The organism is Janthinobacterium sp. BHSEK, from assembly GCF_056174685.1.
The window spans coordinates 1-17,328 of sequence record NZ_JBWBYV010000063.1 but is presented as its reverse complement, the minus strand read 5'-3'; the positions used below and the strand labels follow the sequence as shown (position 1 = coordinate 17,328).

Sequence of the window (17,328 nt, the reverse complement as noted above, 5' to 3'; positions counted from 1 at the left end):
ATGCTGACCCTGTCGAGCATCGAACTGAACACGTGGATCGCAGCACTGCTGTGGCCGCTTAGTCGCATCCTCGGCCTGATCGCGGCCGCGCCCCTGTTCGGCAACGCGGCCTTGCCCGCCAGCGTGAAGGTGACCCTCGGTGCGCTGCTGGCCATGATCATCGCCCCCACCGTACCGGCCTTGCCTGCCGTCAATCCGATGTCCCTGCCCGGTCTGCTGATCCTCACGCAGGAGATGCTGGTCGGGCTGGCCATGGGCTTTTCCATCCGCATCGTGTTTTCCGCCATTGAAATGGCCGGTGAACTCAGCAGTCTGACCATGGGCCTGGGCTTCGCCTCGTTCTTCGACCCGCAAACCAAGGGCAGGTCGTCCGCCATCAGCCAGTTCCTCGTCATGCTGGCCACGTTGATGTTTTTGACTGTCAACGGCCACCTGGTCTTGCTGGCGGCGCTGGCGGAAAGCTTCGTCAGCCTGCCGATTTCATCGAGTCCCATCAGCGGCGGCGGTTTCCAGCAATTGGCGGCCTGGGGCGGGGAAATCTTCCGTTCCGGCCTGCAGATTTCGCTGCCCATCATCGCCGCCCTGCTGCTGACCAACGTGGCCCTGGGCATCTTGACGCGGGCCGCGCCGCAGCTGAACATCTTCGGTATCGGCTTTCCCGTCACCCTGGGCGTGGGCTTGCTGGTGATCGGCATGGTCCTGCCCTATCTGGCCACGCCGTTCCAGAACATGTTCCTGCGCGGCATAGAAACGGCGCGGCTGCTGCCGCGCGGCTTTGCCACGCGCGACCGGCCACCCCCGCCCGCGCCGCCGAATCCCCTGCGTCCCGCGCCACCGGCGCCGCTGCCGCCTGCGCGCTGATCAGGGCTGCCAGCCCAGCGCGTGGCGCAACAGCAACGCCGACAGCATGAACATGGTGACGCCGATCAAGCCATCGAGCACTTGCCAGGCCCGGGGCCGCGCAAACCACGGCGCCAGCCAGCGCGCGCCATAGCCCAGCGATGCAAACCACAGCAGGCTGGCCGCGCTGGCGCCGGCGATGAAGCAGCCGCGCAGCGCGCCCGGCTGCTGGGCGCCGATGCTTCCCACCAGCAATACCGTATCCAGATAGACATGGGGATTGAGCAAGGTAAATGCGGCCGCCTGGGCCAGGATGGCGCCCAGCGCCAGCCCGGCACCGCCTTCGGCCGCGCGCAGTTGCTGCGGCCGGCGGGCGCGCCGCAGGGCTTGCCAACCGTAGACGGCCAGGAAAACGGCGCCGCCCAATGCCAGCGCGCTGGCCAGCAAGGGGCGCTGCCCCAACGCATGGGCCATGCCCAGCACCCCGGCGCCGATCAGCGCCGCATCGGCCAGGGCGCAAAACAGCACGATGGCGCCCACATGTTCGCGGCGCAAGCCTTGCCGCAGAACAAAGGCATTTTGCGAGCCGATGGCAACGATGAGTCCCAGGCCCAGGGTCAAGCCCTGGAGAAAGACGGAAAAGACGGGTGGGGTGGCGGCGGTCAAGAGTGTCATGCACGCATCTTGCCTGCCCGATAAAATGAAGGCAAACTACCTTTTCTGTTGCCAATTAAGGAAAACTTCATTCATGCTCGACTATGCATCGCTCAGCGCCCTGGCCGCAGTGATCCGTGAAGGCAGTTTCGAGCGCGCGGCACGCGCCTTGCACGTGACGCCATCGGCCATTTCGCAGCGCGTCCGCCTGCTGGAAGAGCGCGTCGGCTGCGCGCTGGTGATACGCGACCAGCCCTGCCGCGCCACGGACACGGGCCGGCGCCTGTGCCAGCACGTGGACCAGGTGCAGCTGCTCGAACAGGATTTGCAGGGCGCCTTGCCGGCGCTGGCGCAGACAGCACTGGGCGTGTCGCGCGCCAGCGTGCCCGTCGCCGTGAATGCCGACAGCCTGGCCACCTGGCTGGCGCCCGCCATCGCCGCCTTCGCGGCCGCCCAACCGGTGCTGCTGCAAGTGGCCGTCGACGACCAGGACCACACGGCCGACTGGCTGCGCAGCGGCGCCGTGCTGGCCGCCGTCAGCGCCACGGCCCGGCCCGCATCGGGCTGCAACAGCCGCCCGCTGGGCGCCATGCGCTACCTGGCCGCCGCCAGCCCCGCCTTCCTGCAACGGTACTTTGCCCACGGCGTGGGTGCCGCCAGCCTGGCCTTGGCGCCCAGCCTCGTGTTCAATGCCAAGGACGAGCTGCAAGCGCGCTGGGTGCGGCGCCTGTGCCACCGGCACGTGGAGCTGCCGCGCCATGCCCTGCCCTCGCCGCATGCCTTCGTCACGGCCGGCTTGGCCGGCATGGGCTGGGGCTTGCACCCGCAGGCGCTGATCCAGCCACATCTCGACAATGGCAGCCTGGTCGAACTGCTGCCGGACACCCCGCTCGACGTCGCGCTGCACTGGCATACGGCACGCGCCGCGTCCGGCCTGCTCGACGGCTTGAGCGGCGCCATCCTGGCCGCCGCCCGCACGGGCCTGCTGCCGCCCTGAGGGCTAGCGTCAGGACTGATCGCCGCCGAGCGCCACGCGCCAGCGCCGCAGGTCAAGATTCAGGCGCAATTGGTGATGCTTGACCAGGTAGCGCACGCCGACGAGGGCGGCCGCCAGACCCGACAGCGCGGCGATGCCCAGCGCCCAGCGCGGGCCGAAGGTGTCGGCGACCCAGCCCACGACGGGCGCCCCCAGCGGCGTGCCGCCCGCCGAGATGGCCAGGACTATCGCCATCACGCGGCCCCGCATGGCGGGCGCCGTCGACAGTTGCACGCTGCTGTTGACGCTGGTGGTAAAGGTTTGCGCGGCGATGCCGATGACCACCAGCATCATGCCGAACAGCCAGTAATTGGGCATCACGGCGGCCAGCGCGCAAGCCAGGCCGAACAGCGCCGCCGCCCCCAGCAGCAAGGCCAGCGTCGGCTGGCCGCGGCCCGCCGCCAGCAGGGCGCCGGCCACGGAGCCGCACGCCATCACGGAGCTGAGCACGCCGTACTGGCTGGCGCCCGCATGGAAGGCCGTCACCGACATGGTCGACAGGAAAATCGGGAAATTCAAGCCGAAGGTGCCGATCAGGAACAGCATCAGCAGGATGGCCATCAAGTCGGGCCGCTGGCGCACGTAGCGGAAACCTTCGCCCAGGCTGGCGCGCGTGGCTTTCAGGCGCGGCGCGCGGCGCAGCAATTCCACGCGCAGCAGCAACAGCGAACCGATCACGGCCGCAAATGAGACGGCATTGATGATGAAGACCCAGCCGCTGCCGACGCTGCTGATGAGTAAGCCGGCCACGGCCGGGCCCAGCATGCGCGCCGCATTGAACGAGGTGGAATTGAGCGCCACGGCATTCGTCAAGTCTTCCTCGCCGACGATCTCGGCCACGAAAGTCTGGCGCACGGGCGCATCGAAGGCCGTCACGCAGCCCAGCAGAAAAGCAAACACATACACGTGCCACAGTTGTACCAGGCCGCTGATGCACAGCATGCCCAGTCCCAGCGCCAGCAAGCCCATGGCCGCCTGCGTACACAGCAGCAATTTCCTGCGGTCGAGCAAGTCGGCCGCCATGCCCGTCAGGGGCAGCAACAGCAGCTGCGGGCCGAATTGCAAGGCCATGACGATGCCGACGGCGCTGGCATTGTGCTGCGTCAGTTCGCTCAGCACCAGCCAATCCTGCGCCGTGCGCTGCATCCACGTGCCGATATTCGACACGAGGGCGCCGCCGGCCCAGATACGGTAATTGGGAATGCGTAGCGAACGGAATGTGTTGTTCATCTGGGCGTGCGGGCTCCTTGCCGGGGTCGTGGTGAAAAATTCAGCGGATCACTCCGCCAAGCGTTTGAGTAGGGCCACCGCTTTGTCCAGCTCGGTGACTTCGGCCGGCGTGAGCCGGGTTTCGATGGTCCGCGCCAGCCAGTCTTCGCGCGCGGCGCGGCTGGCCGCGATCCAGGCGCGGCAGCTGTCCGTCAGGGTCAAGATCGTCTGCCGGCCATCGCGCGGATCGGGCGAGCCCGTCACCAGCTGCGCCTCGGTCAGCGCCAGCACCGTGGCGGCCATCGACTGGGGCCGCATGCCTTCGGCGCGCGCCAGACTGCTGGCCGTGGCCGGGCCGTCGCGCTCAAGACGGCTGAGCACGGATGCCTGCGACATGCTGACGTCGCCCAGATGCGCTTCCTCGCGCAGGCGGCGGCGTAGTTTGCCGATGAGAATGCGCAATTCGCCGGCCAACTGCAGCACCTGCTCGTGATCTTCGTGGTCTTCTTGTGGGGTGCTCATGGGGAACGCTGGTGGATCAACAGACTCAAGTATAACAGATACACAGGTAGACTGCGCAGTTTGCCTGCATATCTTGTCCAAGTAGCCAGAATGCGGACGCAAAAAAACCGGGGCGCGAGGTATGCATCCTCGCCGTCCCGGCTTGCCGGTCATCCTGCGGCTGGCCGCTTAGCTGATGTAGTTGAACAGCGACAGGCCCGAGATCGACGTGAAGGACTTCTGCGCCGCCTGCAGGGTGATCTGCTGCTGGCTGAACAGGGAAATCGCCTTCACCATGTCCAGGTCCTGCAAGCCCGACAGGGTGCTCGCATATTGCAGGTCGAGGTCGTCGCCGGCGCTGTCGAGCGTGTCGATCTCCTTCAGGCGCGAACCGACTTCCGCGCGCACGGACAGCACGTTGTCGTAGGCCGTGTCGAGCAGATCGTGCGCCGCGTTCAGGCTGGCCGTCAGGCGCGCCTGCCCCGCGTCGCCCGAGGCCGGCTGGCCCAGTGCGCCGATCAGGTTGGTAATCGTGGTAAAGATCGATTCCTTGCCGCTGGGTTCCAGGGTGAACTTGTCCAGGTCGGCCGGCTTGCCCGCGACATTGACTTGCTGGCCGTCAAAGTTGATGGCGTCGCCCGATTTATAGGCCACCGGCACGGCGGGATTCGGGATGGTCTGGCCCAGGGTCACATCCGTCACGGTATAGGTCGTCTTGGCATCCGTGCCCGTGCCCGTCACCTGGAAATCGATCGAATACTTGTGCCCCGTCAACTTGGTGGGATCGGTGACGGTGCCGCCGGAAATGATGCCGGCGCCGCCCCGCGTGAAGTTGCCCGGGTCGGCCGCCGTGGTGAACTTGCCGTTGCCCGTCAAGATGTTCTCGAACACGGCCGCGCCCGAGTCGCTGGTGGCCAGGTAGCGGGCCGAGCCCACTTGCAGCTCGCGCTGGCCCTGGTCGCCCACGTAGGTGGCGCCGCCCGGCGTCTGGCTGAACGGCTGCGTCGTCGACTTGTAGCCGCCGAACAGGTAGCCGCCCGCGTTGTCGGACGTGTTGGCGATGCCCATCAGGTCGGTCAAGCGCCCCTTCAGCTCCGTGGCCAGGCTCTGGCGGTCGATATCCTTCAAGGCCGGATTACCGGCCTTCAGCACCAGATCCTGCACGTCGGCGATCAGCGAGGTGGTGCTGGCCAGTGCCAGCTCTTCCTGCGACAGGAAATTCTTGGCGTTCGAGCGGTTCGTCACGAATTGCGTATTGATCGATTGCGACTGCGTCACTTCCAGCGCGCGCGCCGAGGCGATCGGATCGTCGGCCGGCGTCAGGTTGCGGCGGTTCGCCGACAGCTGCATCTGGGTGCGGTTCAACGCGCCCTGCAGATTGTTCAGCTGCGTGCTGCCCGCGTCATAGATCATTTTGGTACTGATGCGCATGATGCTGCCCTTCCTGATGGCGGCGGACGCCAGGCGCCGCCGCTTGAATAATTAACGTCCGAGGCCGATGACCACGTCGAACAGGGTGCTGGCGATCTGCATGACCTTGCCGCAAGCCTGGTAGGCTTGCTGGTAGCGCAGCAGGTTGGCGGCCTCTTCATCGAGGTTGACGCCGGAAACGGCCTGCTGCTGCGTGCTGGTCTGCTGCAGCAAGGCCAGACTGGCCAGGCCGCTGACCTGCACTTCGCGCGTCTTGTTGCCCACATAGCTGACGGTTTCCGCGTACGACCCCTGGAACGTCGCCTTGCCGCCATCGAGAATGTTTTTCGTTTGCAAGCCCGCCAGCAAGCTGGCATTGCGGTTGTCGCCCACGCCGCCCGAGTTCGGCGCGATGGTGAATTTATCGCCCTGCGCCGGCGCGCCCGTCATGTTGACGTTGATGCCGCCAAAGCTGAAGCTGTCGCCTTCCGTGTACGGAATGTTCGCCGTGCCGGCCGGATACGTGGTGGTGGCGCCGTTCAAGCCTTTCACCGTCACGGCCTGGCCCGCGGGAAATCCCGACAGCGAGGTGGTCGCCTTGTCGTACGTCAAGGTGACGGTACCCGTCAAGGCATTGCCCGGCGTTAAATAGGCTTTGTCCACGCTACCTGCGCCGAGCTTGCCGCTGCCCGTGTTGCTGACGGGTGCACCCGTGGCGATCGGCGCGCCGGCGGCCAGCTTGTTGCGGTCGGTAATCGCCACGGCCAGGTCGGACGCGCCGTGGGCCGTCGGCCTGACCATGAAGTTGTCGCCCTCGGCAGCCGTGCCCGAGATCGAGAAATCCACGCCGTCGATGGTTTGCGGCACGGTTTGCGGATACGGGTTGATGGTCGTTTTGGCGCCGTCGCTCTGGCGCGTCACCACATAGTTCGTGCCGTCGTACTTCACGGCATAATCGCTGGCCGTCAGCTTGGTCGGATCGCTGACCTTGGCCGACAGCGCGGTCGTGCTGGTCGCGTTGTTGCGGTAGTCGGCGCCAATGACGGGATCGGGCAACTTGAAGAAGTCGGTCCCCATGTCGCCATTCAAGTCCTGGCCCAGCTTGTGCTGTTCATTGAAGGTGGACGCGAGCGCGATGGCCACCTTGCCCAGCGAATTCTGGATGCGGTCCAGGCTACCGCTGCGGAACTCCAGCAAGCCGCCCAGCGCGCCGCCGCTGAGGGAACTTTCCGACAGCTTGGTGACGCTCGTGCCCGTCACATAGCCCACGTCCAGGCGGTTCGGATCCGTCGGCGACGGCGTGACGGCCAGTTCAAAGTTCTTGTCGCCCACCACCAGCGGCTGGCCCGAGCCGATCGAGACGGTAATCGAGTTGCCGGCGCCAGGCTGAACCGTTGCCTTGACGTATTTGTTCAGCTCCGTGATCAGCTGGTCGCGCTGGTCCAGCAAATCGTTGGGCTGATTGCTTTCATTCACGGTCAGGTTGGTAATCGCCGTATTCAGTTCCGCGATCTGCTTGGCGTAGGAATTGATCACCTTCACGTTCGAGGTGATCTGCGAATTGACGCCGTCGCCGATTTCCGTCAGGCGCGCGCTGAGGCCCTGGAAGCGCGCCGTCAGCGAGTTTGCGCTCGACAGCAATGCCTGGCGCGACGACACGGACGAGGCATTCGAGCTGAAATCCTGCACGCCCTTGAAGAAATCGGCCATCGCCGGCGACAGCCCGGCCGTGGGATCGGCCAGCATATTGTCGATCTGGCTGATCTGCGTGTAGTACGCATCGAGCGAGCTGGTGGCCGATTGCGCGCCATTCACCTGGGCCGCCATGAAGCCGTCGTACTGGCGCTTGACTTGCGATACCTCGGTACCATTGCCAACAAAACCATAACCGGCATTGTTGAACTGCGCCGTCTGCTGCAGCACCACCTGGCGGTTGTAACCGTCCACGTTGGCATTGGTGATGTTATGCCCGGTCGTCGACAGGCCCACCTGCGCTGCAAGCAAACCGCTCTTACCGATGCTGAGGAGATTCGAAGTCATGGTGTCTTATTGGTTACTGTCATGAGTATTAACGGCATCCGCGGACAAAACTTGAAGCACCCGCGCTGCCTCAGGGTCAGGCGGGGATTAGCCGACCAGCGAATGCTTGATGATTTTTGTCAGTTTGGCAGCGTAATTCGGGTCCGTCGCATAGCCGGCCTTTTGCAAGCCCTGGGCAAAGGTGCTGGCGTCGCCCGCGCTGGCCAGGACTTTTTCATAGCGTTTATTGTTGGTAATCAACTGCGCATAATCCTTGAAGCTGTCCGCGTAGCTGTCGTAGGCGCGGAATTTTTCCACCTTGCGCTGCGCCTTGCCATTCACATATTCCGTGGTGACGGCTTCCGTGACCTTGCCCTTCCAGTCGGCCGACGCCTTGATGCCGAACAGGTTGTGGCTGCTGCTGCCGTCGCGGCTGATGATTTCGCGCTTGCCCCAGCCCGTTTCCAGCGCCGCCTGGCCCAGCATGAACTTGGCCGGGATGCCGGTGGCGCGGCTCGCCTCTTCCGCATGCACGCCCAGCTTTTCCTGGAAGGCGCGCACGTGCGGCGCCTGCGTGGCGTTGGCCTTGTCGCTCAGGGTCTTGCCGGTGGCGGCGGCGCTGCCGGCGCCGTCCGTGAGGGCGCCCTGCTGCTGGCGGAACGCGGCCAGTGCCTGCGCCATGCTCGACGAGCGGGGCGACGGCGCTTCGGCGCCATCGGCGGCCAGCGCCTGGTTCGACGACGACAACTGGCGGATCAGCACGTCCGCCAGGCCCGTGCCCCGCTTGGCCAGGTTCTGGCTCGTCTGCTGGTCCAGCATCGAGGTGTACATCTTGCTTTGCTGGCTATCCATGATGCCGTCCTGCGGCGTGGCTTCGCGCATGCTTTTCATCATCATGTTGATGAACATGGCTTCGAATTGCGTGGCCGCCTCTTTCAGGGCGGCGGGATCCTTCGCCTTGGCAGACTGGCGCAAGCCATCCATGCCCTTGACGTCATAGGCGGCGGTTTTGCTGAGGTCGGTTTGGCTGATCATGGCGTGTCCATCAAATGATTTCGAGTTCGGCGCGCAGCGAGCCTGCCGCCTTCATCGCCTGCAGGATGGCCAGCAAGTCCTGCGGCGAGGCGCCGATGGCGTTGAGGGCCTTGACCACGTCGGACAGCGAAGCGCCGCCCTTGACCAGCATGACCTTGCCCGGTTCCTTCTTGATATCGATCTGCGCCGTCTGCGTGACCACCGTACGCCCGCCCGACAGGGGCGCCGGCTGGCTGACCTGCGGCTCGACATTGATGGTGACGGACAGGTTGCCGTGCGAAATGGCGCACGTTTCCAGGGTCACGGACTGGTTCATGACGACGGAACCGGTGCGCGCATTCATGATGACCTTGGCCGCCAGGCGGGCCGGGTTGACTTCGATGCTTTCCAGCTGGCCCAGGAAGGACACGCGCTGGTCGCTGCCGCCCGGCGACTGCACCTGGATCACGCGCCCGTCCAGCGCGGCAGCCGTGCCGGCGCCGTAGCGGCTGTTGATGGCGTCGACCACGCGGCTGGCGGTGGCGAAATCGGTAGCGTTCAATTCCAGGCGGATCGTGTTGTTGGCGCCCAGCGCCGAAGGCACGCTGCGCTCGACGGTGGCGCCGCCCGAGATGCGGCCCACGCTCAGGTGATTGATGACGACGGAGCTGCCGGCTGCCTGCGCGCCCACGCCGCCCACCAGCACGTTGCCCTGCGCCATGCCGTACACCTGACCATCGGCGCCCTTCAGCGGCGTCATCAATAAAGTGCCGCCGCGCAAGCTTTTCGCATTGCCCATCGACGACACCGTCACGTCGAGCAGCTGGCCCGGCTGGGCAAACGCGGGCAAGGCCGTCGTCACCATCACGGCGGCCACGTTTTTCAGCTGCAAACTGGTGCCTTGCGGCAAGTTGATGCCCTGCTGCTGCAGCATCGCCGCCACGCTCTGGATGGTGAATGGCGTTTGCGTGGTCTGGTCGCCGCTGCCGTCGAGGCCGACGACGAGGCCATAGCCCATCAGCTGATTCTGGCGCACGCCGGCGATGCTGGCCAGGTCCTTGATGCGCTCGGCCTGCGCCACGGGCGCCAGCAGAGAAATGGCCAGGCCGAAAACAGCTGCAAAGCGGGGGAAAGTAAAGGTGGCCATGATCAGAACGGCAGCAGGCTGAGGAAGAAGCGCGAGGCCATCGAGGCCATTTCGGCGCGGTCGATCTGGCTGTTGGTGCGGTACTCGACGCGCGCGTCGGCCACCTGGGTCGACGGCACGACGTTGCCCGTGCCGATGGTGTCCGGATTGACCATGCCCGAGAAGCGGATGAATTCCGTGCCCTTGTTCATGGCGATCTGTTTCTCGCCCGCGACGATCAGGTTGCCGTTCGGCAGCACTTCAATCACCGTCACGCCGATTACGCCGGAAAAGGTGTTGCTGGCGGACTGGTTGTCGCCGTCGGCAAACTTGGTCGCGCCATTCGCCGCCACGGTGGCGCCGAAGCGGCCCTGGGCGATGCCGGGCGTGGAAAAGCCCACGCTGCCCGACTTGTTGCCGGAACTGGCACCCGCCTTGACGGCATTCGTGCGCTCGGTGATGGCGATCGTCATGGTGTCGCCCACGTGGCGCGCGCGGCGGTCTTCGAAGGCGGGACGGTAGGTCGACGGCTGGTAGATGGAGCCGTTGCTGACGACCACCGGTTCCGGCATCGGCGCGCGCGTGGTGGTGGGATATTGCACGATGGACGTAGGCGTGATGGCGCAGCCGGACAGCAGGACTGCGGACAACAGGGCGATGATGGGGTATTGCATGACGAACCTCCGCTGCCATCCGGCGGCGGATGGCATGACGACTATGAAAATTAAAGTTGCGACAATTTCTGCAGCATCTGGTCGGATGTGGTGATGGCCTTGCTGTTGATCTCGTAGGCGCGCTGCGTCTGGATCATGTTGACCATTTCCTCGGCCACGTTGACGTTCGAGGTCTCGATATAGCCCTGCATCAGCACGCCGGCGCCGTTCGTGCCCGGGGTGTTGGTCTGCGCCACGCCGGAGGCGCCCGTTTCCATGTACAGGTTTTCGCCCTTCGACTCCAGGCCGGCCGGATTGACGAAGGTGGTCAGCTGCAGCGAGCCGATCTGCGATGGCGCCACCGTGTCGGGCAAGGTGACGGACACGGTGCCGTCGCGCGCCACGGTCAGGCTCAGCGCATTCGTCGGCACGGTGATGGCGGGCTGGATGACGAAACCTTCGGACGTGACCAGCTGGCCGTTGGAATCGGTCTGGAAGGAGCCGTCGCGCGTGTAGGCGGTGGCGCCGTCCGGCATCAGCACCTGGAAGAAACCCGTGCCGTTGACCATCACGTCGCGCGAATTGCCCGATGCCTGGGGATTGCCCTGCGTATGGATGCGTTCGGTGGCCACGGTGCGCACGCCCGTGCCGATCTGCAAGCCCGATGGCAGCTGGGTTTGCTGCGACGATTGCGCGCCCGGCTGGCGCACATTTTGATACAGCAAGTCTTCAAACACGGCGCGCGACTTCTTGAAGCCCGTGGTGCTGACGTTGGCCAGGTTATTGGCGATCACGTCCATCTGCGTCTGCTGCGCTTCCAGGCCGGTCTTGGCAATCCAAAGGGAACGAATCATGATTTTTCTCCAATAACAGCGCTAACCAGCCCTGTAGACTATTTCTATGTGACCATTATGCGGGCGCCCCCATCAATTCAAAGCAAGGATCTGGGTGGCTTTCGCCGCGTTATTCTCGGCATTCTTCAACAGGCTCATTTGCGTTTCGAACTGGCGCGCCAGGGCGATCATGCTGACCATGGAGTCGACGGGGCTGACATTGCTGCCCTCGAGCGCACCGGTGGTCAGCTTGACGGCCTGGTCGGCCTGCGCCACCGTGCCATCCTTCAGGCGGAACAGGCCGTCGTCGCCGCGCACCAGCTGCTGCTCGGGCGGGTTGACCAGCTTGATGCGTCCCAGCACCGTCGATGGGCCTGGAGGCACGTCGGTGGAAATGGTGCCCACCGTGCCGTCGCTGGCGATGGCCACCGTCACGCCCGGCGGAATCGCCATGGGGCCCGTGTCGCCCTGCACCATCAGGCCCGACTGCGTCTGCAGCATGCCGTTTTCATTGAGCTTCAGGGCGCCGTTGCGCGTGTAGGCTTCGGAGCCGTCGGCCGACTGCACCGCGATCCAGCCCGCATTTTCCACGGCCACGTCGAGCGCGCGGCCCGTGTGCTGCATCGGGCCTTGCGTGAAATCGGAACCGACCGTCGAATCGACGACGAAGGCGCGCGTCGGCATCATGCCGTCGGCCACCACGGGCACGGCGCGGAACGAATCGAGCTGGGCACGGAAACCCGTGCTGGTGGCGTTCGCCAGATTGTTCGCCGTGGTCGCCTGCTTGTCCAGGATATGCTTGGCGCCCGAGCCGGCGGTGTAGATGAGACGGTCCATGTGTTTCTCCTGCCTGTATCGCAACTGATGGGGTTACTGCAAAAATATTGCAACATCACGGGTGCCTCGGAAAGCGTAGCGAGCGGTTCAATACCGGGTTGAGTAGCGCAGCTGTACGGAGGTACAGCGAGCAACGCCGGCCCGGCAGTGAGACGCGCAGTAGCTTAACGAGGCGCCCCAAGTTAGCGCAGGTTGACCAGGGTCTGTAAAACGGAATCCTGCGTCTTGATGGTCTGCGCATTCGCCTGGTAGGCGCGCTGGGCCGTGATCATGTTGACCAGTTCCGCCGTCAGGTCGACGTTCGACACTTCCACGGCCGAAGCGCGCAAGTTGCCCAGGGTGCCCGTCTTCGGTTCGCCCGTGATGGGTTTGCCCGAGGCCGAGCTTTCCACCCAGGCGTTGTTGCCCAGCGGCTCCAGGCCGTTCGGGTTGGTAAAGTTGCTCAACACCACCTGGCCCAGGCTGCGCGTCTTGCCGTTGTTGTACTGGCCCTGGATGACGCCGTCGTCGCCCACGATGAACTGGCTCAGCTGGCCCGCCTTGTAGCCGTCCGCTTCCGTTTTCTTTTCCGCCGTGGCGGTGCCCAGCTGGGTCGATTTGCTGAAATCGACCTGGACCGACAGGGTCGGATTGGCGCCCGTGGCCGGGAAGATCGGCAGGTTGACGGTGACGGGCAAGGTTTGCGGCGGCGTCAGGGCCAGCATGGCGGCCCGGTCCAGGCTGCCGACCGTGTTGAAGACCAGCGAACCGGTCTTGACGGCCGGCACCATGGTCACGGCGCGGATGGCCGCGTCGATCTGGTCGGGTGTGCGGCTCGAGTTGATGCCATTCGGCACGGCACTACCGTAGGTGGCGGCGATGGCGGCCAGTTGCGCCGGCGTGGCGCCCGCGGCGGCGGCAGCAGCCGAGACGGCGGCGCCGACCGCATTGCCATAGGCGACGGCGGCCGTCGTCACATTGGCCGGCACCAGCGGCACGGCCGTGGCGGCAGCCTGGTAGGCGGCGCGCGCGGCCAGCGAGGCAGGGTCCGTCTGCAGGGCGGCCGCGACCTTCATGCTGGTCACTTCCGTGCCGTCAACGGCCGAGTAGACGTCCCAGGTGTTGGTGCCCGTCTTGACATAGAAATTCGACATGATGTGGGAGTTGCCCAGCGAATCGAAGACTTCGACGGGGAACTGCTTGCTGTAGGTGGTGTCGTCACCGATCTTGAACGGCACCGTGGTCGGCATGGCCGTGTTCGAATTGAGGTTGACTTGCGTGTCGACCTTGGTCGTCGCCTGGGGCTTCATGTCCGACTGGTCGATCTGCAGGGGCACGACGGCGCCGGCGACGATCTTGCCGTTGGCATCGGCCGCATAGCCGGTCAGCTGCGCCAGCTGGGCGTTGACGATGAAGCCGCTCTTGTCGACCTGGAACTGGCCATTGCGCGAGTACTGGACGGCGCCGTTGACGCTGGTACGGAAGAAGCCGCCGCCATTGATGGCGATGTCGAGGGGATTCGACGAGGTTTCCAGGTTACCCTGGTTAAATTGCTGGGCGATTTGCGAGACGGAGACGCCGATCCCCGCCTGGTTGCCGCCCACGCCATACAGCGAGTTGGCATAAATGTCGGCGAACTGGGCCTGCGACTGCTTGAAACCGACGGTGGACGAGTTGGCGATGTTGTTGCCGATGACGTCCAGCGATTTGGCGGCGCCATTCAAGCCGCTCAAGCCTTGTTGGAAAGACATTGTGTTCTCCTGGTAGAAATTAGGGGTAGAGGGTCACGCTAGGGTCAGCGGCTTACAGAATCTGTTTCACGTCGGCCATGGTGATGCTGCCCACGCCCGGGACATTCAATTTCACGCCATTCGCGCCCGTCGACACGCTGGCGACCGAACCGAACATCAGCGCCGTCGCATCCTTGAGCTTGGTGCCGCCGCGCGTGGCTTCCACCGTGAAGGTGTAGGCGCCATCGGCCAGCACGACCGGCTTGCCGTCCTTGTCGAGGTCGGCGGTGGAACCGTTCCAGCCCAGCGGCAAGGTGCCCGCTTCCTGTGCGCCCAGGTCGATGGAATGGACTTCCTTGCCATCCTTGTAGATGATGACCTTGACCTTGTCGGCCGCCGTGGCCAGGTCCACGCCCAGCAGCGCGGCGCTCTTGCTCAGGTTGATATCCTTGCCCGCCGTCAACACGCCATGGCCGATGATGTTGGCCGCCTGCATCGATTCGGCTTGCTGGTAGCTGGTCTTCAGGGTTTCCAGGGTCGTGTTGAGCTTGTTGACGCCCGTCACCGTGGACAACTGCGCCAGCTGGCTGGTCAATTGCGCATTGTCCAGCGGGTTCATCGGATCCTGGTTTTTCAGCTGCGTGACCAGCAGGGTGAGGAATTTGTTCGTTTCCGCTTCGACACTGCCTGCCGCGGCCGTCGTCTTCTTCGGATTCATCGTCGCCATCAGGTCGGTGGTGACGGAGGTCGTGGTATCGATGGTTGCCATAATGATCAGTCAGCCTTATTGGCCGAGGGTAAGGGTTTTCAGGAGCAGCGACTTGGCCGCGTTCATGGTTTCCACGTTGGTCTGGTACGAGCGCGAAGCGGACAGCATGTTGACCATCTCGTCGACCGTATTCACGTTGGGCATGGTGACGTAGCCCTTCTCGTCGGCCAGCGGATTCTTCGGGTCGTAGACCAGCTTCATCGGCGACGGGTCCTCGATCACCTTCTGCACCTTGACGGCCGTGGCGCCGTTGGCCATGGGCACGGCTTCGAACACCACCTGCTTGGCGCGGTAGGCTTCGCCCGTGGCGCTGGTGGCGCTGTCGGCATTGGCCAGGTTGCTGGCCACCGTGTTCAGGCGCTGCGCCTGGGCGCTCATGGCCGAACCGGACACATTGAAGATATTAAATAGCGACATGATTATTGTCCTCCCTGGATGGCCGTCAGCATGCCCTTGATCTGCGAGTTGAGGAACGTCACGGCCGCCTCGTAGCGGATGGCGTTGTCGGCAAAGGCATTGCGCTCGAGGTCCATGTCGACCGTGTTGCCGTCGACGGCGCCCTGGGCCGGCGCGCGGTACAGCAGCGGCGTGCCGTCGGCCAGGGTCTCGACCTTGCCGCCCGTGCTGCTTCCCACGGCGGCGGCGACGCCCTTGCCCGGCATATGCTGCGGCGCCGTGCCCTTCAGGGCCGGCGGCACGCCATCCTTGCGCGCCATCGCCCCCTTCAGGGCGGCGGCGAAATCGACGTCGCGCGCCTTGTAGTTGGGCGTGTCCGCATTGGCGATATTCGAGGCGAGCAATTCCTGGCGCGTCGAGCGCAGGCTCAGCGCCGTCTCGTTGAAGCGCATGTAATCGTCGAGTTTCCCTATCATGTCAGGCTCCGGAAAGATCTGCCACTGGCGCCTGAGATGGCGGAAGGATGGCGGTATAGTGATGACAGGAAACATAGTACGGCGCCCGCCGGCAAGGCCATCGCCGGATCAGACCGTACTTTTCCCCCTTAATCGGCGCTTCGAACGGGGCGGCGCGCACTATCATGGCAGTATTCCAGAGGCCTATCACCATGAAAACACCGCTCGCTTTCCTCCTTGCCCTAGCCATCCCGCTTGCCGCCCCGCCAGTATTGGCGCAGGCGCAAAACGCCGGCCGGCAAACGCCGGAAGCGCTGCGCAACAGCGTGGAACAATTCCTGCAGGTGCAAAGCAACGGCTTGCCGGGCAAGGTGACGATCACCGTCGGCGCCGTCGATCCGCGCCTGAACCTGGCCGCCTGCCCCGCGCCGCAAGCGTTCATGGCGCCGGGCGCGCGCGCCTGGGGCAAGACCACCGTGGGCGTGCGCTGCACGGCCCCGTCCAGCTGGACCATCTATCTGCAAGCGAACGTGGCCGTCGTGGGCGACTACGTGGCCAGCGCCGTGCCGCTGGCGCAAGGGCAAGCCATCGACGCCAGCCAGCTGGTGACGATGCAGGGCGACCTGGCCGCATTGCCCGCAGGCATCGCCACCGACATGGCCCAGGTGGTAGGCGCCAGCACGAATATATCCTTGCCGCCAGGCACGCCGATGCGCCTCGACACCCTGCGCCGCAAACCCGTGGTGATGCAGGGTCAGCTGGTGCGTGTCGTTTCCAGTGGCAACGGTTTCCAGGTAGCATCAGAAGGGCGCGCCATCGGCAGCGCCGGCGATGGCCAGACGGTGCAGGTACGCACGCAGAGCGGCCAGCAGATCAGCGGCGTGGCGCGGGCTGGCGGCATGGTGGAGGTGGCGTTCTAAACACGGATGGGCAGCGATATTGTGGTCTGGCGCACTAAAGTTTCGGAAGAAGGTGCCGATAATGACACATATCCCGGAGTTTCTTGACTTCGACCAGACGAGGATCACGCTGTGAAAATTACCGATAACACCATTAAAAGCAATCCCGGCCTGCCGGTGGCGCCCGCCAGCACCTCCGGCGCCCGGAATGCCGAGAAAGCCCAGGCAACGCCGACGACGTCGGACAATGTACGCCTGTCGCCGCAAGGACAGGCATTAGCGGCCAGTGCAACTGCCGGCAGCGGCGCCGTGTTCGACACGAAAAAAGTCGAACGCATCAAGCTGGCGATCGCCGACGGCCAGTTCCAGGTCAACTCTGAAAAAGTGGCGGACGGTCTCCTCGACACGGTCAAGGACTTGCTGCACTCACGAAATAGATAGGTTTCCCCATGCAATCAGTGACTCCGTTTTCCAGCCTGCGCGACGAGCAACAGCTCATGACCACATTGCTGGCATTGATGAAAGAAGAACAGCGGCATCTGGTTGCCGCTGACATCGATGCAATCACGGAGCTCACGGCGCGCAAGACAGCACTCGTCGGACAATTGAGCCAGCTGGCGGCGCAACGCCACCAGGCACTGGCGGCAGCCGGTTTCACGGCCGCCGAAGCGGGCATGGAAGACTGGCTGGTCGGCGCCAGCGAAGCCGAGGCGGCGCCCCTGTGGAAAGCCCTGCTCGAGACGACGCGCGAAGCGAAGGAACAGAATCGCCTAAACAGCCTGCTGATCAACAAGCACATGCTGCACACGCAAGGCGCCCTGAACGCCATGCGCCCCCCGGCCCAGAGCGGCAATTTCTACGGTCCCAGCGGCCAGCCGACGACGAACACGGCCAGCCGGCGCGTCGTGATCGGCTAAGCCCCTCCCCCCCCCAGCGCAGGAAACGGCGGCCCCCATACCACGCCCATC

General features: G+C 64.7%; 19 protein-coding genes. 5 read left to right on the top strand and 14 right to left on the bottom strand.

The window, feature by feature from the left end; all coding sequences use genetic code 11:
- On the top strand, window positions 1-861 hold the full coding sequence (gene fliR, locus AC0V2Y_RS21660; RefSeq protein ID WP_475416612.1) for a flagellar biosynthetic protein FliR: 861 nt from the start codon (window positions 1-3) through the stop codon (window positions 859-861).
- Here the strand turns inward: fliR and AC0V2Y_RS21655 are convergent, their stop codons facing one another.
- Entirely contained in the window at window positions 862-1,515 is a 654-nt protein-coding gene (locus AC0V2Y_RS21655) for a LysE/ArgO family amino acid transporter (protein WP_475416613.1), read from the bottom strand.
- A 73-nt stretch (window positions 1,516-1,588) separates the two neighbouring features.
- On the opposite strand from AC0V2Y_RS21655, the gene AC0V2Y_RS21650 reads away from it, so the two are divergent.
- Entirely contained in the window at window positions 1,589-2,491 is a 903-nt protein-coding gene (locus AC0V2Y_RS21650) for a LysR family transcriptional regulator ArgP (RefSeq protein ID WP_475416614.1), read from the top strand.
- A gap of 9 nt (window positions 2,492-2,500) precedes the next feature.
- Here the strand turns inward: AC0V2Y_RS21650 and AC0V2Y_RS21645 are convergent, their stop codons facing one another.
- From AC0V2Y_RS21645 to flgB, 13 genes are all read right to left on the bottom strand, one after another.
- On the bottom strand, window positions 2,501-3,760 hold the full coding sequence (locus AC0V2Y_RS21645; protein ID WP_475416615.1) for an MFS transporter: 1,260 nt from the start codon (window positions 3,758-3,760) through the stop codon (window positions 2,501-2,503).
- A 48-nt stretch (window positions 3,761-3,808) separates the two neighbouring features.
- Window positions 3,809-4,261, bottom strand: a complete 453-nt coding sequence (locus AC0V2Y_RS21640) for a MarR family winged helix-turn-helix transcriptional regulator (RefSeq protein WP_475416616.1) — start codon at window positions 4,259-4,261, stop codon at window positions 3,809-3,811.
- Window positions 4,262-4,429: 168 nt separating this feature from the next.
- On the bottom strand, window positions 4,430-5,671 hold the full coding sequence (gene flgL / locus AC0V2Y_RS21635) for a flagellar hook-associated protein FlgL (protein WP_475416617.1): 1,242 nt from the start codon (window positions 5,669-5,671) through the stop codon (window positions 4,430-4,432).
- Window positions 5,672-5,722: 51 nt separating this feature from the next.
- Complete coding sequence (flgK, locus tag AC0V2Y_RS21630) at window positions 5,723-7,690, bottom strand: flagellar hook-associated protein FlgK (RefSeq protein ID WP_475416618.1); 1,968 nt, start codon at window positions 7,688-7,690, stop codon at window positions 5,723-5,725.
- 87 nt (window positions 7,691-7,777) lie between these two features.
- Window positions 7,778-8,704 (bottom strand): flagellar assembly peptidoglycan hydrolase FlgJ, encoded by a 927-nt coding sequence (flgJ, locus tag AC0V2Y_RS21625; RefSeq protein ID WP_475416619.1) that lies wholly within the window; start codon window positions 8,702-8,704, stop codon window positions 7,778-7,780.
- Window positions 8,705-8,714: 10 nt separating this feature from the next.
- Complete coding sequence (locus AC0V2Y_RS21620) at window positions 8,715-9,830, bottom strand: flagellar basal body P-ring protein FlgI (RefSeq protein ID WP_475416620.1); 1,116 nt, start codon at window positions 9,828-9,830, stop codon at window positions 8,715-8,717.
- 2 nt (window positions 9,831-9,832) lie between these two features.
- Window positions 9,833-10,483 (bottom strand): flagellar basal body L-ring protein FlgH, encoded by a 651-nt coding sequence (locus AC0V2Y_RS21615; RefSeq protein ID WP_475416621.1) that lies wholly within the window; start codon window positions 10,481-10,483, stop codon window positions 9,833-9,835.
- A gap of 50 nt (window positions 10,484-10,533) precedes the next feature.
- Complete coding sequence (gene flgG, locus AC0V2Y_RS21610; RefSeq protein WP_071322383.1) at window positions 10,534-11,316, bottom strand: flagellar basal-body rod protein FlgG; 783 nt, start codon at window positions 11,314-11,316, stop codon at window positions 10,534-10,536.
- Window positions 11,317-11,388: 72 nt separating this feature from the next.
- Window positions 11,389-12,132 carry a flagellar basal body rod protein FlgF gene (locus AC0V2Y_RS21605; protein ID WP_046685936.1) on the bottom strand — a complete coding sequence of 248 codons (744 nt, stop codon included), beginning with the start codon at window positions 12,130-12,132 and terminating at the stop codon, window positions 11,389-11,391.
- Between the two features lie 182 nt (window positions 12,133-12,314).
- Window positions 12,315-13,862 carry a flagellar hook protein FlgE gene (locus tag AC0V2Y_RS21600; protein WP_475416622.1) on the bottom strand — a complete coding sequence of 516 codons (1,548 nt, stop codon included), beginning with the start codon at window positions 13,860-13,862 and terminating at the stop codon, window positions 12,315-12,317.
- Window positions 13,863-13,914: 52 nt separating this feature from the next.
- A complete protein-coding gene (locus AC0V2Y_RS21595) occupies window positions 13,915-14,610 on the bottom strand; it encodes a flagellar hook assembly protein FlgD (protein WP_475416623.1) in 696 nt (231 codons plus the stop codon).
- A 15-nt stretch (window positions 14,611-14,625) separates the two neighbouring features.
- Entirely contained in the window at window positions 14,626-15,027 is a 402-nt protein-coding gene (gene flgC / locus AC0V2Y_RS21590; protein ID WP_071075845.1) for a flagellar basal body rod protein FlgC, read from the bottom strand.
- A gap of 2 nt (window positions 15,028-15,029) precedes the next feature.
- The gene (gene flgB, locus AC0V2Y_RS21585) at window positions 15,030-15,482 is read right to left on the bottom strand and encodes a flagellar basal body rod protein FlgB (protein WP_475416624.1); all 453 of its coding nucleotides are present in this window, start codon (window positions 15,480-15,482) and stop codon (window positions 15,030-15,032) included.
- Window positions 15,483-15,673: 191 nt separating this feature from the next.
- Between flgB and flgA the strand changes: the two genes are divergently transcribed.
- The 3 genes from flgA (at window position 15,674) to AC0V2Y_RS21570 (ending at window position 17,277) form a co-directional block, all read left to right on the top strand.
- Window positions 15,674-16,381 carry a flagellar basal body P-ring formation chaperone FlgA gene (gene flgA, locus AC0V2Y_RS21580; protein ID WP_475416625.1) on the top strand — a complete coding sequence of 236 codons (708 nt, stop codon included), beginning with the start codon at window positions 15,674-15,676 and terminating at the stop codon, window positions 16,379-16,381.
- A gap of 111 nt (window positions 16,382-16,492) precedes the next feature.
- Window positions 16,493-16,801 carry a flagellar biosynthesis anti-sigma factor FlgM gene (gene flgM / locus AC0V2Y_RS21575; protein ID WP_034787161.1) on the top strand — a complete coding sequence of 103 codons (309 nt, stop codon included), beginning with the start codon at window positions 16,493-16,495 and terminating at the stop codon, window positions 16,799-16,801.
- An 8-nt stretch (window positions 16,802-16,809) separates the two neighbouring features.
- Complete coding sequence (locus AC0V2Y_RS21570) at window positions 16,810-17,277, top strand: flagella synthesis protein FlgN (RefSeq protein WP_475416626.1); 468 nt, start codon at window positions 16,810-16,812, stop codon at window positions 17,275-17,277.
- The last annotated feature ends 51 nt before the right edge of the window (window positions 17,278-17,328 follow it).

Excerpts from the sequence above, each read along its gene's own strand:
- fliR (WP_475416612.1), top strand. The coding sequence starts at position 1 with ATGCTGACCCTGTCGAGCATCGAACTGAACACGTGGATCGCAGCACTG.
- AC0V2Y_RS21655 (WP_475416613.1), bottom strand. The coding sequence starts at position 1,515 with ATGACACTCTTGACCGCCGCCACCCCACCCGTCTTTTCCGTCTTTCTC.
- AC0V2Y_RS21650 (WP_475416614.1), top strand. The coding sequence starts at position 1,589 with ATGCTCGACTATGCATCGCTCAGCGCCCTGGCCGCAGTGATCCGTGAA.
- AC0V2Y_RS21645 (WP_475416615.1), bottom strand. The coding sequence starts at position 3,760 with ATGAACAACACATTCCGTTCGCTACGCATTCCCAATTACCGTATCTGG.
- AC0V2Y_RS21640 (WP_475416616.1), bottom strand. The coding sequence starts at position 4,261 with ATGAGCACCCCACAAGAAGACCACGAAGATCACGAGCAGGTGCTGCAG.
- flgL (WP_475416617.1), bottom strand. The coding sequence starts at position 5,671 with ATGCGCATCAGTACCAAAATGATCTATGACGCGGGCAGCACGCAGCTG.
- flgK (WP_475416618.1), bottom strand. The coding sequence starts at position 7,690 with ATGACTTCGAATCTCCTCAGCATCGGTAAGAGCGGTTTGCTTGCAGCG.
- flgJ (WP_475416619.1), bottom strand. The coding sequence starts at position 8,704 with ATGATCAGCCAAACCGACCTCAGCAAAACCGCCGCCTATGACGTCAAG.
- AC0V2Y_RS21620 (WP_475416620.1), bottom strand. The coding sequence starts at position 9,830 with ATGGCCACCTTTACTTTCCCCCGCTTTGCAGCTGTTTTCGGCCTGGCC.
- AC0V2Y_RS21615 (WP_475416621.1), bottom strand. The coding sequence starts at position 10,483 with ATGCAATACCCCATCATCGCCCTGTTGTCCGCAGTCCTGCTGTCCGGC.
- flgG (WP_071322383.1), bottom strand. The coding sequence starts at position 11,316 with ATGATTCGTTCCCTTTGGATTGCCAAGACCGGCCTGGAAGCGCAGCAG.
- AC0V2Y_RS21605 (WP_046685936.1), bottom strand. The coding sequence starts at position 12,132 with ATGGACCGTCTCATCTACACCGCCGGCTCGGGCGCCAAGCATATCCTG.
- AC0V2Y_RS21600 (WP_475416622.1), bottom strand. The coding sequence starts at position 13,862 with ATGTCTTTCCAACAAGGCTTGAGCGGCTTGAATGGCGCCGCCAAATCG.
- AC0V2Y_RS21595 (WP_475416623.1), bottom strand. The coding sequence starts at position 14,610 with ATGGCAACCATCGATACCACGACCTCCGTCACCACCGACCTGATGGCG.
- flgC (WP_071075845.1), bottom strand. The coding sequence starts at position 15,027 with ATGTCGCTATTTAATATCTTCAATGTGTCCGGTTCGGCCATGAGCGCC.
- flgB (WP_475416624.1), bottom strand. The coding sequence starts at position 15,482 with ATGATAGGGAAACTCGACGATTACATGCGCTTCAACGAGACGGCGCTG.
- flgA (WP_475416625.1), top strand. The coding sequence starts at position 15,674 with ATGAAAACACCGCTCGCTTTCCTCCTTGCCCTAGCCATCCCGCTTGCC.
- AC0V2Y_RS21570 (WP_475416626.1), top strand. The coding sequence starts at position 16,810 with ATGCAATCAGTGACTCCGTTTTCCAGCCTGCGCGACGAGCAACAGCTC.